This is a genomic window from Spirosoma sp. SC4-14 (assembly GCF_037201965.1).
Taxonomy (GTDB): Bacteria; Bacteroidota; Bacteroidia; order Cytophagales; family Spirosomataceae; genus Spirosoma.
In genome coordinates, this window is record NZ_CP147518.1 from 7,067,320 (window position 1) to 7,083,468 (window position 16,149).

Consider the following 16,149-nt stretch of genomic DNA (forward strand, 5'->3'; position numbering starts at 1 on the left):
CTTTTTCCATTGTCTTATTTATGTAACAACTCATTCGGGTTTTTCTCATAAAAAAGTCGCGGCCAGCATCAATGCTGGCCGCGATGGTAAACTTATTGGTTAATTAGTGATTGGTCATTAGCAACTCCATTCAAATGACCAATGGCTATTGACCAATTAATTCAGCAATTGGTCGAACGTCAGGCTGATATAGTACATCGAACCAATGCTTGGATTACCCCACGATTGCGTATAGAGTTTATTGGTCAGGTTTGTACCACCCACTTTCAGAATTGATTTGATCGATGTAACCTTCTTGCTAATCTGCGCATCGAGCGTACCATAGGCCGGAATGATTGTTTGCTTCTGAGCCGTGGCCAGCGTATTGGCAAAGCTCGATTCCCACAGGAACGAATCCTGATGACGCCATACAACATTGAAGCCAAAACCACTTCCGGCCAGGTTCCGGTTACCGAACGAAATATTGTAACGGTACTTTGGTGTGTTGAAGAACGTCACAAAACCATCGGGAATCTGATTCTGATCGATCAGGTAATTCGACGACACGTTGGCACCAACCATGTAGTTACCCGGCAGCACATAGTCTAAACCAATAGCCCAGCCTGCATTTTTCAACTGCGTTGTCGAATTGACCGGATAGAAGTAAACATTCCGTGTCGACGAGCTGGTTAGTTGCAGAGCCGAGGTTGGATCAGTAAGGGAAACGGGTTGCTTGCCCTGCACTACCGTTTGGGTTCCGAGGAAATTCAGGAAACGGTTGTAGTAGTAATAGGCATCGATGAAGAGTTTATTGCCAAGCAATCCTTTATACCCCACTTCATAGGTTTCGACCCGCTCAGGATCATAACCAGGATCAACGGCGGTCTTCAATTGCCCGAGTGCCTGTGGCAGTGCGGCTGCTCCACCCTGCTGCAACGTTGCGCCAAATGTCTGCACCGACTGGAGCGTATAGACCGGGTTGGTGCTGAAGTTATACCGCTGTTTCAGGAATGGCAGGCCACCAATCAGGTGTGCACTGGGCGTGTTAAGGTCGATGTACTGATCCTGGGTAGTTGGAATACGGAAACCCCGCTGGAACGACGCCCGGAAGTTATGCACTTTGGCAACAGTCAACACCGCCGACAAACGGGGGCTAACCTGGGCTTTAAAGTTCTGGTTCTTATCGTAGCGAAGCGAGCCCGTCAGTTTCAGCACATCGGCCAGCGTTTTCGACGCTTGGGCATACGCACCGTATTCATCAATGGTAAACTCTTTCCCATTTTCGTCGCGGGCAAAAAGCGTCCCTTCCGAATTGAGCGCATACCGCCGAACGTTGCCACCAACGATCAATTCAACAACTTTTGGATCAATCAGCTTATTGAAATTATACATGGCTTCGCCATGATAGAGGTTGGTTTTATCCAGAAACCGCGCCCCTACGCCCGTTGCATCGCCCGGAATAGGTTTACCCGCTACCGCATCAAATGCCTGCTGGAAAGCAGCCGTTCCGGGTATCAACCGTCCCTGGTCGGCTGTGCCACGTGCTACGTTCAACCACGTATTCTGCTGGCTTGCAGCATAGGTTTGTGCTGCGGTTGCGGCCGTTGCCGGTGTTTGGCCCGAAGCTAGTGCCTGCAAAAAGGCTCCTGCATAGCCCGTAAAAGCAGTTTGTGCATAGGTCCCAAAGAAAGTAGGGAACCACTTGGCGGCACTACCACTCCAGGCTTCGTTGATACCCTGCCCCAGTGTTCCGGTGGCATACGCATCACCCGACCGTTCCTGCGTGGTGTAGGCCCGCACAAAGAAATTAGAACCACGGAGTTCGAGCTTATACTGGCCTAGTTTAAAGCCTTTGATATAATACCGATCGGCACCCGTATAGACCGTAGTTCCAGTTCCCCAGTTTGCCTGAAAAATGGCTTCTACATTATCGTTCAAACGATAGTGAAGGGCACCATTCAGTTTTAGGTTCGTAGCATCGTAGTTGACCAGATCACTTTCTTTATACCCCGTCCGTGCAATATTCAGATTCGGGATAATAGAGTTAAAAATCTGCTGGGGCGTAAGACCCGTAAGTTGTGGCAGTGTCATATTACCAGCCTGCGGAATGGGCGTAGAAGCAATCAGCCCCAATACTTGCGAGGTACCATTTGCACCCGTTCCGGGTTGACCGTTGCCGAATAGATTCGAATACAGGTTGGCACTGGCATCGCCGTATACATTTACGCCATCATACCCTGGATTATTCGTTTGATTACCGGTTGCTAAATTATACCCATTCGTAAAGCTCTGGTCCCGATAGTCGGTTGCCTGCCAGTCTTTCGCCGACAGGTAGGAAACACCAACCTTAAAAGCAAATCGGTTATTGAACGCTTTGGCATACCGGAAGGCCGCATCGTAGAACGGTGTAGTTGCGGTTGTTCGGTTGCTGGCATTCATAACGCCACCTTTTACGTAGGCACTAAGCCCCTGATATTGGAATGGGCTTTTTGAGGTCATCAGCAATAGCCCATTGATCGCGTTAGGACCATACAAGGCCGAAGCCGCACCCGGCAGAAGTTCAACACTTTCCAGATCCAGTTCCGAAACACCGGCAATGTTACCGACCGAGAAGTTCAAGCCTGGTGCCTGATTATCCATACCGTCGAGCAGTTGCACCACGCGCGTGTTACCATTCGCACCAAAACCGCGTACGTTAACCGACTTAAACGTTAGGCTTTGCGTGCTCATATCAACGCCCTTAATGTTCTGCATGGCGTCGTAGAACGATGCCGAGGGAGTCGACTGAAACGAACGTATGTCTAACCGCTCAACTGATACCGGCGATTTAAGCACACTTTCTTCGACCCTCGATGCTGCCACAACAACTTCCTGGCCAAGAGTAACCTGCTCTTTTAGCGAAATAGCCATATTGGTCCGGTCGCCGGTAATCTCAAATTCCTGCGTCTGAAATCCAACCGACGAAACGGCAATAGTGAACGGTGTTGGCGTACTGGTTGTCAATGAAAAGTTGCCTTTCTGATCGGTGATTGTGCCTATAACCTTGCCTTTAACAGCAATGGCAATACCGACCAGATCATCATTGGAGCCTTCGGCAGAAACTTTCCCTGAAATATGCGTTTGTGCCATAGCACCCGCACTTAACAGACAAAAAAGGCCCAGAAACAGCAATAAATAAGTAATAGATTTTTGCATAGGTGGCTTGGTAAAAAATGGTTGATTCGTGTATCCATCTAGTTTGCTGCTAACATACGGATAAGTCTGCTTTTTGTACAAAAAAATCTTCAGATTAATAAATTATCTAAAATCCTTTGACGCTTTTGTCTGCTAAAAGTTACTTTACCAGGCAGACAAACCCCGGTTAACCATCAATTAATCAAGTCATTGTCGCTCGGTATGAATCACATTTGGCAATGCTATGCCCTGCAAAATCACTCAGTTTCTCCAGCGAAAGCTAACCATCTCGTATGTAGCGAATTGTCGGCACAAAATTCTCCCACAAAATAGCCTCTTCGGCTATAACCCACTGAAAGGAAATGATAAACAAATAGTAAATCTGAATGTACGGTGTCTTTTCCTCCAATATCTTCTTTGCATTCAGTTTCTCAACCATACTCTTTAAGACTATGACGAACGAATCGAACCGGCGCGACTTTCTTAAAACATCCAGCCTGCTAACAGGCAGTGCGCTGCTTAGCAGCCTGCCTTTTGCCTCAAAAGCGGCTACGGGCTATCATTTTTCCGTAAATGACACCATCAAAGTGGCCCTAATTGGCTGTGGCGGACGGGGTACGGGTGCGGCTCAGCAAGCTCTCAGCACCAAACAGAACGTGAAAATTGTGGCAATGGCCGATGCCTTCCGCGACCGGCTGGACGAATCCTATCAGAATATTACAAATTTTCTGACGGCGAAAAATCTAAAATCGCCCGATGGTTCGTCGAAGCTCGATGTTCCGGAAGATCACAAGTTCGTTGGCTTCGATGCCTACAAACAGGCTATGGCACTGGCCGATGTAGTCATTCTGGCAACTCCTCCCGGTTTCCGGCCCAGCCATTTTGAAGAAGCAGTTCGGCAAAGCAAGCAGATATTCATGGAGAAACCGGTGGCGACCGATGCACCGGGCGTTCGGCGAGTGTTGGCTGCGGCCGAAGAAGCCAAGAAGAAAAAACTGAATGTAGTGGTTGGCTTACAGCGCCACTACCAGCCCAACTATCGTGAAATGATTAGCCGTATTCACGACGGTGCGCTGGGCGATATTGTAGGCGGACAGGTTTACTGGATTAGTGGTGGCGTATGGCACAAACCCCGCAAACCGAACCAGACCGAAATGGACTATCAGATGCGGAACTGGTATTACTTCAATTGGCTCTGTGGCGACCATATCAACGAACAACACATCCACAACATCGACGTAGCGAACTGGGTCAAAAAAGGCTATCCGGTTTCCTGCCAGGGTACGGGTGGCCGTCAGGTCCGCAATGGAAAAGACGATGGCGAAATCTTTGACCACCACATTGTCGATTTTACGTATGCCGACGGCACCACCATCAATAGCCAATGCCGACACTACGAAGGTACCTATAGCAAGGTCGATGAGATGTTCCTCGGTACGAAAGGACGGGTCGATTCGTTTGGGCAGAAAAGCGTGCTGATGGCCTACAACGGTCAACCAATTTATACCCATAATGGCAAATCGGACGGTAATCCATACCAGATCGAACACGACGAATTGTTCGACGCCATCGCTAAAGGCGTATACAAATTTGCGGATGCCGAGAATGGGGCTAAAAGTACCATGACGGCCATTATGGGCCGCATGGCGACCTATTCGGGTAAAGTTGTGAAATGGGACGAAGCCCTTAATTCGCAGATCGATCTCTTTCCGGCCAAACTGGCCTGGGATGCCATGCCGAAAAGCCTGCCCGACGAAAACGGATACTACCAGATTGCGGTACCGGGTAAAACAATAGCGGTATAATTGAAAAGATAGTACCCGGCACTAGTGTCGGGTACTATCATAAGACCGGGATCGAATCAATTGCCCAGCGCTCCTCTATAATTCGCTTAAGTAAAACACAACACCGGCCGAAATTCGGAATGTTGTCACATCAGCTTTGTCTGTCAGGTCGCTCCCATTAACGGCAATTGCCGATTTTCCGCCTACCTGCAATGCTCCATTGAGCGTTATGGCTACAGGTAAAGCCACAAAATAGTTGAGCCCGGCGCCTATATGCAACGCCCCGGCTTTAAACTGAAGATTGTCGTTGGCCGTAAAGACAAAGGTCTGTTCCACTTTTCCCGATCGATACGCATAGCCCAGTTCGGCAAATGGCCGAAGTGCATGGGTTGTTGCCGAAAAGTTAAAGCGAACTCCTCCCGTCGCGTTAGCGAAGGTAAAAGACTTTGCATCGATATTATCTTTTTTCATGCCTGTGTGATCATACTGGGCAAATAATTCAAGACGCTGATTGAATCCATAGCCAATTCGACCACCATAACCCAGACCGCTCCCCGCATTTTCGTCGAGATACTGAAAATAATCCGACGACCAGCCCAGAACATGCCCTTGCAGGGTAATGCTAATGCCCTCAGTAGTCGATCGCTGTCGAATGGTCTGGCCCACCAACGGCGTAATTGTCAGCAATACGAGGGGAAACAGAATGGCAAATCGGTGTAGGTTCATGATAACACTGTTTAAGTAGTTAGTGATTGGTTAATAGTCATCGGTCATTTGTTTGCCAATGCCTAATGAGCAGGGACAAGGGACAAATGACAAATGACCAGGTACCGGCTTATAGCGTAATAACGCCATCGCCCGTACGCACTTCGAAAGTTTGCCCCGAACGAAACACAACGGGTTGGCCCTTGGCTTCGTCGCTGATGGTGGCCGACCGGAGCGGTAGCCGCTGCCCATTTACGGCTTCGACACTGTGGATTCGAAATTCCAGCAAATTCTTTTTTCGAAATACGTCATTTTCGGCCTGCTTCACCCGGCTCACTTCGCCATAGGCAAAAGCTCCGGCGGCTACGACAACCTCGCCGTTGCTTATGACCGGCTCGGTAACCCGAAATCGTATCGATTGTCCTTCACGAGCCACTGCCGAAGAAAGACCGTCGATTAGTGCCAGATTGACCGCCAACCGACGTATGGCAATGGACTTGTGCGTAACAGGTTTAGGTGGATTTGTTACGGGTTCCGAACGTTCGGGTTCGGTTTTCTGCTCCGTTGGTGTTTCTACTAACCTGGGCTGCGACGGCTTATCAACGGGCACATTCGTTTTTGGGCTTACAGGAGTCTCAACAACCCGTCGGGGTGTTGTCGCCTTTGGTTTTTTTTCGGTAGGTGCTGGCGTAGGCGTATCGCCTTCCGAAGGAATTTGCTTTTCTGTGGGTGGCTCGATATGGGCCTGCCGGGGTTCTGAAACCGCAACTGTTTGCTGAATTTCAGAAACAGATTCCTGCTTACTTTTTTGCTTCGGTTTTATCGGCATTAGCTGATTGGCAACCAGCCCAGTAGGTTCGGTTGTTCGATCAAAAATGATCAAACCAATAAATAGCAAGGCCACAACGAGTAGAGTGGCCGCTAACGCCGTTTGCCAGTTGTTGGTTAACCAGTCGGCGACAGGTTTGGTAGCTGCTGCTTTTTGCGACGACACAGCCAGTTTTGTTTCGGGCATCACCGACCAACGAATGGGTTGCATCTCCAGAATGTCGGTAGTGGGAGGTGATGCACTTAATTTTGCCAGATCGAGCGCCGGTGCCTGCGACGAAAACGGCAACAAGGCTTTCTGAAACTCTTTTGCATCGGCAAAGCGTTTTGCCGGATTCTTGTCGAGGGCTTTTAGCACAATGGCTTCGAGTTCTTTTGGAATCTGGGTATTCAGTTTCCGGAGCGGAATCGGTTTTTCGCGGATGATTGCCTGCATCAAGGCATAGTCGGTTCGGCTGGCAAACGGTAACTTCCCCGACAGTAACTCATAGAGCAGAATGCCCATTGCATAAATATCAGAAGCAGGCGAAGGCGACTCCCCCTGCACTAGCTCAGGAGCCATGTATTCGAGTGTTCCGACAATGCGGTTTGCCTGCGTCAGACGTTGTTCGCCCGTTACGCGGGCAATGCCAAAATCCATCAGTTTAATAGCCCCTTCGGGCGTTATCATCAGGTTGGCGGGTTTGATGTCGCGGTGCAGAATACCTTTCCGATGAGCATGTGCTAACCCTTCCAGCCCCTGCCGGGTAATTTCGGCGGCTATGGCCGGAGGTAACGCCCCTCCTTTCCGAATCAGCGTTTCCAGACTGTCGCCCTCTACATATTCCATTGCCATGAAATAGTCGGAGCTATCTTGCAGGAAATTATAAACTACGGCAATATTGGGGTGGTTGAGCCGGGCCAGAATCAACGCTTCGTTTCGGAATCGTTCCATAAACGAAACCTGATTAACCAGATGCGTATGTAGCATTTTGACGGCAACAGGTCGTTCGAGATGGGTGTCAATAGCCCGATAAACGGTACCCATTCCGCCTTCGCCCAGTAGCGATTCGATCCGGTAATGATGAATGAGTCGGCCTTTCATGGTAATTACGGCTTTTTAGTAACGCTTTTTTTTCCTGCCGTTTCTGAACTATGCACAGGGCTATCGGTATCCTGCTCCAGCATAATTTCACGAGTAAAGGGCAAATCAATTTCGCGGGTTTCTTTCGCTGTCTGCTCCTGATCGGCACTGATCCGCTCGGCCAGCACAACCGTAATATTGTCGTGGCCACCCCGCGTTTTGGCCATTTCAATTAGTTTGTCGGCTACATCAGGCAGATTTTCCAGACTTAGAAGCTGAATCAGGTCTGTTTCGGTGCAGTATTCATACAGTCCATCCGAACAAAGCAGCAACCGGTCGCCCATATCGAAGGGGAGCAGGCACCGGCCAACGTCGATCTGAACGGTAGCTTTGGTACCCATTGCCTGGGTCAGCACATTGCGGTTGGGGTGGTTGGCTGCCGCTTCGGGGGTTATTTCGCCATTTCGCAGCAACTCCTGAATATAGGTATGATCTTCAGTAAGTTGAACAAGCTGTCCGGCCTTAAAGAGATAAGCCCGGCTGTCGCCTATGTGCGCAAAATAAAGCTGCTGTTCATGCACAACAATTACAGTACAGGTTGTGCCCATACCCCGAAACGCATCGTGTTGCTGTGCTTCATCGAAAATCTGCCGGTTGGCAACCTGAAATGCACGCATCAGGCTTTTCTCAATCGTGTCCCGATGGGCAACATATTCGCGGTTAACAATTTCGGCAGCCATCTGACTGGCAACTTCGCCCGCCAGATGCCCGCCCATGCCATCGGCAACCAGTAACAGATAGCCTTTCATTCGGCGGATACCTTCGTCGGCCAATCGGACAAACAGGCCCGTATCTTCGTTATTTTGGCGAATATTCCCTAAATCCGACCTAACAATGGCGTTGATGTCGCTGATCGGCAATGTGTTTTCCGGCAGCGTATCGGTCGGTTGAGGAATTACAGATTCTGCCGTGTCGGTCAGCGCTTCCGGCGCGGTTGATCCAAACAGACGTTTCAAGAATTTTTTCATATGTGTGCGGTCGCTACCGGTCGAAATAACATTGGTATAAGTCTCGTACGTCTGGATCGATGACGAACTGTTGTTCGGCCCCCTGATGCCGAATAATAATGGGGAATGCTTTTCCGGGCGTTCGTTTTACAACAAAAGGCTCCTTCGACTGAACCGTGCCATCGGGCAAAACCAATTCGAGATCATAGTCGGCATTGAGCACTTCAATCCGAATCTGCTCGAAGGGCGCTACGGGCTTAACGGGTATGTCGCCAGTAATTTCTTCCTTTTTCGGTTCGGTTTTGAACAGACTAATGGCAATCAGCCCAATAGCCAGCGTAAGCAATCCGTATCGCAACGCTACCGGCCATTGTATGGCTGATAGTATCTGGAACGAACCAATATGCATGAGATTCGTTGCTACCTTGCCGGTTTTCTGCTCCTGAAGCATCTGCTGAACTTCCAGAGCATCTGGTCGTCGGGCAGGATTGGTCTGTAAGCAGTTTGCAATCAGACTCACTATTGTTGGCGACAATGTTGGATTGAGCAACAGCGGGCTAGTATACTGCCCCCGTTCAATAGCTTTCCGAAGCAGAAGTGGATTAGCTTCATCGAATGGCAGATAGCCCGTTGCCATTTCATAGAGCAACACGCCCAGTGCCCAACTATCCGATTTTAGCTCCACCTGAGCCCGAAACTGCTCGGGGGCCATAAATTCCGTTGTTCCAACTACATGGCCAACCTGCGTAAGTTGCGGTGTATACCGTCCTTTAGCAATACCAAAATCGAGTAACTTAACCTGACCATCTGGCCGCACCCGAACGTTGGATGGTTTCAGATCGCGGTGGATAATACCTTTCTGATGGAGGTGCCCAACGGCAGCAACAATCTGTTTCGCAATCCGTAGCAGTTCGTCGTTCGTTAGTTTTGAGCGGTGCCGAATCAGTTCGTCCAGCGATTGCCCATCAACCCATTCCATCACTAAAGCCGGGCGGTTGTCGAGCAGGCCATATTCGTAAAGCGTAGCAATATTCGGGTGCGATAGCGATGCCTGAATGTGGGCTTCATTACGGAAACGGGCGGCAAACTCGGGCCGATAGAGGACTTTTACGGCGGCCGTCCGACCCATTTCCAGATGAACGGCTTTAAAAACCTCGCCCATCCCTCCTGCACCTACATATTCGGTCAGGCAATAGCCAGCAACAACACGGTGCAGAAGCGGATGAGAGAGTAGCATGGATAGAAGAGGAATGAGGTTTACAACTTCTGATTTTCTGATTTGTGGGGGTAGATGAATGATTAGTCAACTACCTGCCGACGCCCCATTAATTCCAGACCATATTTAATGGGTACCGCGAAGGTGATCCGGGTAGCATCCTGCCAACTACTGCTGGCCGAGAAGATGCCAATCACATTCCCGTCTTTATCGAACACCGGCCCACCGCTGTTTCCGGCCCCGGTTGCGTTGACGGTAAGCTGATAATAGTCGCCAAATTCACTATAATACGCAGCAGCTTTGCCCGTAGCCTGCCCACGAAGTACCTTCCCGATACTTCCGGGCGTAACCGTTGCGTCGGGCACTTTTACGACCTGCGAATTACGGTTGGCAAAATCAGATGAGTATTCACCAACAAACACATCGGGAGAAATACCAGGATACCCCATAACCGTAATGGCCTGACCCGGAGCAATTGTTTTATCGGCATCACGAAGTTTAACCGGCGTCAGGGTTTCGGCAATGTCAATTTTAATGATCGCTACGTCGTGCTTGGGCGAAACAATCGGCTTACCCTCGGCCGGGAAACGCTGTTCATTTTTATTGAACGTTACGTCCATATACGTATTTACGCCTTCAATCACTTTGCCCGACATTGGTTTTTTGCCAAAGAACTGTGTTTCGGAGGGTACCCAGCGGAATTCCTGCACGGGTTGTGGGCTTATTTCCCAGCCTTTTGCGCCCTGCACCAGCAATACGCCCGGAAACGCGTCCTGCGGAAAGCTATAGTATGAGTTCCAGGCCGCAGCAACGTGCCGGTTGGTCATGATATGACCCTGTGGCGACACCACAAAACCCGATCCGCTCGCTCCAGCCATTGCAATTGGCTTGCCAACCGATACGTTGCGCTTCAGCCCCAGCAACGGTTCAATTTTGCCGGGTGCCGTTTCTATATATACCGCCTTATTAACCACCTGCCCATTGGCAAGTTTAATGGGCATATACTCATGATAAATATCGTCGCCGGTGGTTGTATTGATCAGTTTATAACCGAACTCAATGAATACGACTTTGCTCGTATTGGCGGTTGCAATTTGCTCGGCTGTTAAGCTATTGTCAATAGGCTGAATAACCTTAACGGAATCATGATGATGAACATGAACCGTTTTTTCTTGCGGTCTGATCTGATCCTTGAAAGCATACGCCAGCCCCGACAATACGACCAGCAAAGCGGCTCCACTCAGCAACATCGATTTTTTGGTTTGCCGCCGTTCGGTCATCATCATCCGCTCTACGGTTTGTTTGCCCAGTCCCACTTTCTGCGGCACCATCACATCACTGTCGCCAGAGTCGCCTATGGCTTCGGTCAGGCTTAGTTCGGTGGTTGGCTTAATCGAAACCGGAATATCCACTACTCGTGTACTCATCATCAGTTCGGCCGGACGCGGGTTCAGGTCGAACTGAAATACTGGCCCACCCTGGCCTAACTGAATTTCATCGCCGGGTTGAATGAGTGCCGATCCGGCAATGCGGCTTTTGTTCACAAAAATTCCATTGCGCGAGTTATTATCGACCACGCTAAACGACAATGATTTACCGGGTTCCCGTACAATTTTGCCATGCTCGCGCGAAACGGCGAACTCACGCTCAGGATCGAACCGGATAGCGTTTGTGGCAGCCCGGCCAAATGTTAGCTCTGAATACTTTTTGTAGTCGAACTCTTCGACCTGGTTTGCTTTGGTACCGGTTAGGTGACGGATAACGTAGCGATTGATAGAGGTAGCCATGATTTCTATATGTCTTTCGGTGAAAAAGTTGCGTCGTTTGACTGATACAAAGTTGGCAGGTGGCACGTCGGCAGAAAATCGGGGAATGCCCCCATTTCGACCCACAAAAACCTATATTTTGTCTCTATAGGAAAACCTATATTTTCAACTAGAAGCTTGTCATTGAGAGCCTTAAGTAAGTACTTTAAGCCTGTTTCTCAGGAATTCATAAGCCAATCGTACCGATCTCTGTGTTATGCGCTACCTCTTTGCTCTACTTCTCATCCATACAATGGCTATTGGTCAGAACGCGACCATCGATTCGTTAAAGAATCAATTAAGCCACTCCACTGCCGATAGCAATCGCGTAAAAACACTACACGAGCTGGCAACCAACTATTGGTGGAACGGCTATGATTCGGTTGCCCGCGAAACCCTTCGCGAAGGCATGAAACTCGCCCGGCAAATCAACTACCGGCCCGGCGAAATTCGGGCAAGGCTGGCGCTGGCCCGAATCGAGGCCGACTACCTGTCGGACACTAAATCGGCCCACGCTCAACTCGACACGGCCCAGCAGCAAGCCATTGCCATTCATGATTTATCCTTACAGGGACAGGTGTTTCTGCGCAGAGCACAACTCTACGAGCACTTAGTGAATCAGTTACCCAAGGCCAGAGTCCTGCTCGAAAAAGCACTACAGAAATTTAAGGAAGCGCCCGACCCACGCTGGGAAGCGCAGACCTATAACGAAATGGCCATTATGAAAATGGGCGAGGGCAATCATGTGGCGGCAATTAATTTCTGGCTCGATGCACGGCGGATTCAGGAGTCGATGCACGACTGGAAAAGCCTGCGCGCTACGCTACCCAATCTGGGAGCCGTTTACTTAAAATTGAATAAGTATGACGAAGCCATGAGCTATTTTAAAGAAGCCGAAAAAGTTGCCGATCGGCTGCACGATAACATGGTGAAGCTGTTTCTGAAAGCCAGACAGGGTGAAATACTGGAAAAAAAGGGATTGTATGCGCAGGCATTGCCTATTTATGAAGAACTAATAAAAGCCTATTCCGACCCATATCAGCCGGGTTCGCTCGCCAGAGCATATGGAAGTGCCGGCCGAATATACATTGAACTAAAACAATACAATAAAGCCCTCGAATACAGCCAGTTATCGCAGCAGATCTACCGAAAAACTGTTGAAAAAGAGCAGGAAGCTTTAGAGCATAATGCGCAAGGAAACTTCGGAAAAATCTATCTGGCCCTGAAACAGTATAACAAAGCCGCAGCTTCGGCTCAGGTTGGTCTGGAATGGACCAAAGACGTGAAAGAAATGCGTCCCGAACGCACCGAATACCTTCGGCAACTGGCCGAAGCATACGACCATATGGGGCAACCTGCCAAAGCACTGTATTACTACAAATGGTATAAGGCCGAAGCCGATACCATGCTAAATGAAGCAGCCATTCAGAAAGCGACTATTGCCAGTATGACCTACGACTTTGAAAAGAAACAGCAGACAACCCGGCTGAAACAGGCTCAGCAGGAAGCCCGAATTCAATCGCTGGAGAATGACCAACTGGCGCAAACCCGAAACTTTCTGATTGTATTGCTGGCGGGTGTTGCGGGTGCACTGGGTTACGTGTTCTGGAGCAACCGTCAGCTAAAGGCTAAAAATGAGGAGCTTTCGCAGAAGAACGCCGAAATAGAAGCTGCTTTATATCGTGGTCAGACAATTGAACGCAAACGAGTTGCCAGTGAACTGCACGACAGCGTAGCCGCTAAAGTGTCGGCCCTGAAATGGCGGCTGGAAGCACTCGATACGTCTCAGTTCGATGATGCCCAAAAGCGCGAACACGAGCGCCTGCTCGATCATACGGGCGAAGTGTACGACGATATTCGGGCAATTTCTCATAATCTGATGCCCGAAATTCTTGAAAAACAGGGCTTACAGGCCGCCCTGATTAAGTTAACCGAAACGCTGAATGTGCAAAATAGAACCCGTTTTCTGCTCGAAGTAGAGCAATCGGGCGACGATCTGCGGGGCAAAACAGCTTACGAGCTTTATGCCATTACGCTCGAACTGGTCAATAACATCCTCAAGCACGCCAAAGCGCGCCAGGCCGATATTACCCTACAGCGGCAAAATGGCTTTCTGGATCTTACGGTTCAGGATGATGGACAGGGAATTAAAATCAACAGGAATCAGGATGGAATGGGGCTCCAAAACATTAAATCGCGACTCGAACGCTTGGGCGGTACCTATTTGATTTCGAATCCTGAATTAGGCGGCACCTGTATAAACGTAAAAGTCCCCATTGCCGCCTGAGCGTTCTGGATAAACCAATCTGCTCACAACACGCCAGCCATTGCAGTTTTGATCGCCCAACGGCCAAAGGCGTCCAGCAACTCCCAGAGCCATAGCCCATAATCAACTCATAACCAGTAACAAAGCCGCATAAGTAGTGTCAACAACAATTTCTTCAGCCACTGCTTCTAAACCAGGCTATTGAAAAAGCACTTATCCCATAATCTTTTCTAAAGATGGCCTGATAATTGCTTTTCCGACAGTATAACAGATAGTAGTTTTGTATTTTTTGTAAACACAAATGATTAATTTGCCTTTTAAAGCAAGCTAATCGTCCTGTCATAGTGCAATCCCACCCGCCAAAACTGAATAAAAACCAGACTTAAGGCTGTGGGAAAGCAAGTCTATTGTATATTGTCTGGCTATTGGCCCAATTTTTACAACCCACTACTTACTCAATCCATTCGATACGTTTCGTGTTATGCAGGAACTATACGACTTTTTCCAACGACTGACCGATACTAGCGATTGGCCTCCCCGTTGGTTTTGCGGCACCTGGACCGATTTCCACGGCTGGCTCTATATAGTTTCCGATTTAACTATCTGGCTGGCCTACATGGCCATTCCGCTGATTCTGGTCCGTTTCATTCTCATAAAAAAAGGAGTGCCTCTATCGGGTGTTTTCTGGCTTTTCGGCGCCTTTATTCTCCTCTGTGGGCTTACGCATCTGATGGATGTAATGATGTTCTGGATACCAGCCTACCGCGTTAATGCGCTGATTCGGTTTATGACGGGTATTGTATCAATTGCTACCGTTATTGCGCTGATTCGCTATTTCCATGAAGCTGTTGGTCTACGAACATCCCGCGAATATGAACGCGAATTGGCCTTTCGCCAATTGGCCATGCAGGAACTAACCCGCTCTAATCAGGAACTACAGCAATTTGCGTATATAGCTTCGCACGATTTGCAATCGCCCCTGAAAACCATTTCGAACTACCTCTCCCTGCTGGAAGCTAAACATAGCTCCCAGTTAGACACCGACGCCCGCCGACTCATTGGCGTAACCACGGCTGCGGCTGAGCGAATGCGTGGTTTAATCAACGATTTGCTCGACTTTTCGCGCGTTGGTACCGAAATTGCCTTTAGCCAGATTAACCTTTCGGAGTTAGTCAACGAAGTTCTGGAAGAACAACAGGTTGAAATTCAGCAAACGGGTGCCCTCATTGAAATCGCTCCGCTTCCTATCATTATGGGGCATCAGACTGATATTAAGCAGTTGTTTCAGAACCTGATCTCGAATAGCCTCAAATACCGGCGTCGGGATACGACGCCCATCATTCATATTGCCGCAACGGAAGATGGGCATCAGTTTACGTTTTCAATCAGCGACAACGGTATTGGCATCGACAAGCAATATTACGATCGGGTGTTTCACATTTTTCAGCGGCTACACGGCCGTAATGAATATTCGGGTACCGGAATCGGACTGGCTACCTGCAAAAAAGTAGTTGAGATTTATGGTGGCAATATCTGGCTGGAAAGTACCGTTGGTGTTGGTACTACGTTTTATTTTACCATTCCTAAAGTAATCAAAACGGTACATCAGTATGCCCAGGCCGATTCATTGTATTCTTTTAATTGACGATGACCCCGACGACAATTACCTGCATCAGCTCGTTATAGAAGAGTCTGGCCTCTGTGAGGTGGTGAAGGTGGCTGAAACCGGTGTAAAAGGGTTGGCGTATCTACGTCAAACCAATGACCCCGACTATATCCGTCCCGATTTAATTTTGCTGGATATTAATATGCCTGGCCTGAACGGTTTCGAATTTCTGGAACAATACGGCCAGTTAGACGAATCGCTGCGCAGCAGCCTGGTTTTATTGATGTTAACAACATCCGTAAATCCTGCCGATTCGAAACGGGTAGCTCAGGTGCCTAACCTGAAAGGGTATCTTCCGAAACCGCTTACTCTGGAAAACCTGCAAAAGATTGTTAATCAGTATTTCAACAACACGCCGGAACTATCGTAATCGCTCAAAATAACAATGGGCTAACCAGAAATCTGAGCCAGAAACTGCTTCAGTTGTTCCTGGTCTATATCAATCTCGATGCGTTTATGCGGATTTGTGAAGCCCGCTACAATTGTTACGGCCGATTTGGCAATACCAAGCTGTTTGGCCAGAAAATCGACCAGATAGGCATTGGCTTTACCGTCTTGAGCGGGAGCCTTGATTTTTATAGTCAGTTGCCCGGCAGCATCATAAAATAACTGATCAACTTTGCTGCCGGGTTTTACTTTCAGGTGGAGTGTCAAGG

11 protein-coding genes are annotated in these 16,149 nt (G+C 48.9%); 4 read left to right on the forward strand and 7 right to left on the reverse strand.

Annotated elements, in window-relative coordinates; genetic code table 11:
- Positions 1 to 156: 156 nt before the first annotated feature.
- Positions 157 to 3,174 (reverse strand): TonB-dependent receptor, encoded by a 3,018-nt coding sequence (locus WBJ53_RS29125; protein ID WP_338872893.1) that lies wholly within the window; start codon positions 3,172 to 3,174, stop codon positions 157 to 159.
- 431 nt (positions 3,175 to 3,605) lie between these two features.
- Here WBJ53_RS29125 and WBJ53_RS29130 point away from each other — a divergent pair, with 431 nt between their 5' ends.
- Complete coding sequence (locus WBJ53_RS29130) at positions 3,606 to 4,958, forward strand: Gfo/Idh/MocA family oxidoreductase (protein ID WP_338872895.1); 1,353 nt, start codon at positions 3,606 to 3,608, stop codon at positions 4,956 to 4,958.
- A 75-nt stretch (positions 4,959 to 5,033) separates the two neighbouring features.
- On the opposite strand, the gene WBJ53_RS29135 is transcribed toward WBJ53_RS29130, so the two are convergent.
- The 5 genes from WBJ53_RS29135 to WBJ53_RS29155 form a co-directional block, all read right to left on the reverse strand.
- Positions 5,034 to 5,663, reverse strand: coding sequence for a hypothetical protein (locus WBJ53_RS29135; RefSeq protein ID WP_338872897.1), 630 nt, complete (start codon positions 5,661 to 5,663; stop codon positions 5,034 to 5,036).
- A gap of 109 nt (positions 5,664 to 5,772) precedes the next feature.
- Positions 5,773 to 7,554: a protein kinase gene (locus tag WBJ53_RS29140; RefSeq protein WP_338872899.1), complete on the reverse strand. Its 1,782-nt coding sequence runs from the start codon at positions 7,552 to 7,554 to the stop codon at positions 5,773 to 5,775.
- Positions 7,555 to 7,559: 5 nt separating this feature from the next.
- Positions 7,560 to 8,561, reverse strand: coding sequence for a Stp1/IreP family PP2C-type Ser/Thr phosphatase (locus WBJ53_RS29145; protein ID WP_338872901.1), 1,002 nt, complete (start codon positions 8,559 to 8,561; stop codon positions 7,560 to 7,562).
- A 13-nt stretch (positions 8,562 to 8,574) separates the two neighbouring features.
- Positions 8,575 to 9,777: a serine/threonine-protein kinase gene (locus tag WBJ53_RS29150; protein ID WP_338872903.1), complete on the reverse strand. Its 1,203-nt coding sequence runs from the start codon at positions 9,775 to 9,777 to the stop codon at positions 8,575 to 8,577.
- 62 nt (positions 9,778 to 9,839) lie between these two features.
- The gene (locus WBJ53_RS29155; RefSeq protein ID WP_338872905.1) at positions 9,840 to 11,543 is read right to left on the reverse strand and encodes a trypsin-like peptidase domain-containing protein; all 1,704 of its coding nucleotides are present in this window, start codon (positions 11,541 to 11,543) and stop codon (positions 9,840 to 9,842) included.
- Positions 11,544 to 11,778: 235 nt separating this feature from the next.
- Between WBJ53_RS29155 and WBJ53_RS29160 the strand changes: the two genes are divergently transcribed.
- The 3 genes from WBJ53_RS29160 to WBJ53_RS29170 all read left to right on the forward strand — a co-directional run bounded on the left by WBJ53_RS29160 (position 11,779) and on the right by WBJ53_RS29170 (position 15,863).
- On the forward strand, positions 11,779 to 13,848 hold the full coding sequence (locus WBJ53_RS29160) for a tetratricopeptide repeat protein (protein WP_338872907.1): 2,070 nt from the start codon (positions 11,779 to 11,781) through the stop codon (positions 13,846 to 13,848).
- Between the two features lie 460 nt (positions 13,849 to 14,308).
- Positions 14,309 to 15,472, forward strand: a complete 1,164-nt coding sequence (locus tag WBJ53_RS29165; protein WP_338872909.1) for an ATP-binding protein — start codon at positions 14,309 to 14,311, stop codon at positions 15,470 to 15,472.
- Positions 15,438 to 15,863, forward strand: coding sequence for a response regulator (locus WBJ53_RS29170; protein ID WP_338872911.1), 426 nt, complete (start codon positions 15,438 to 15,440; stop codon positions 15,861 to 15,863). The genes WBJ53_RS29165 and WBJ53_RS29170 overlap by 35 nt, the downstream gene beginning before the upstream one ends.
- A 20-nt stretch (positions 15,864 to 15,883) precedes the next feature.
- On the opposite strand, the gene WBJ53_RS29175 is transcribed toward WBJ53_RS29170, so the two are convergent.
- Positions 15,884 to 16,147, reverse strand: coding sequence for a DUF167 domain-containing protein (locus tag WBJ53_RS29175; protein ID WP_338872913.1), 264 nt, complete (start codon positions 16,145 to 16,147; stop codon positions 15,884 to 15,886).
- Positions 16,148 to 16,149 lie beyond the last annotated feature (2 nt).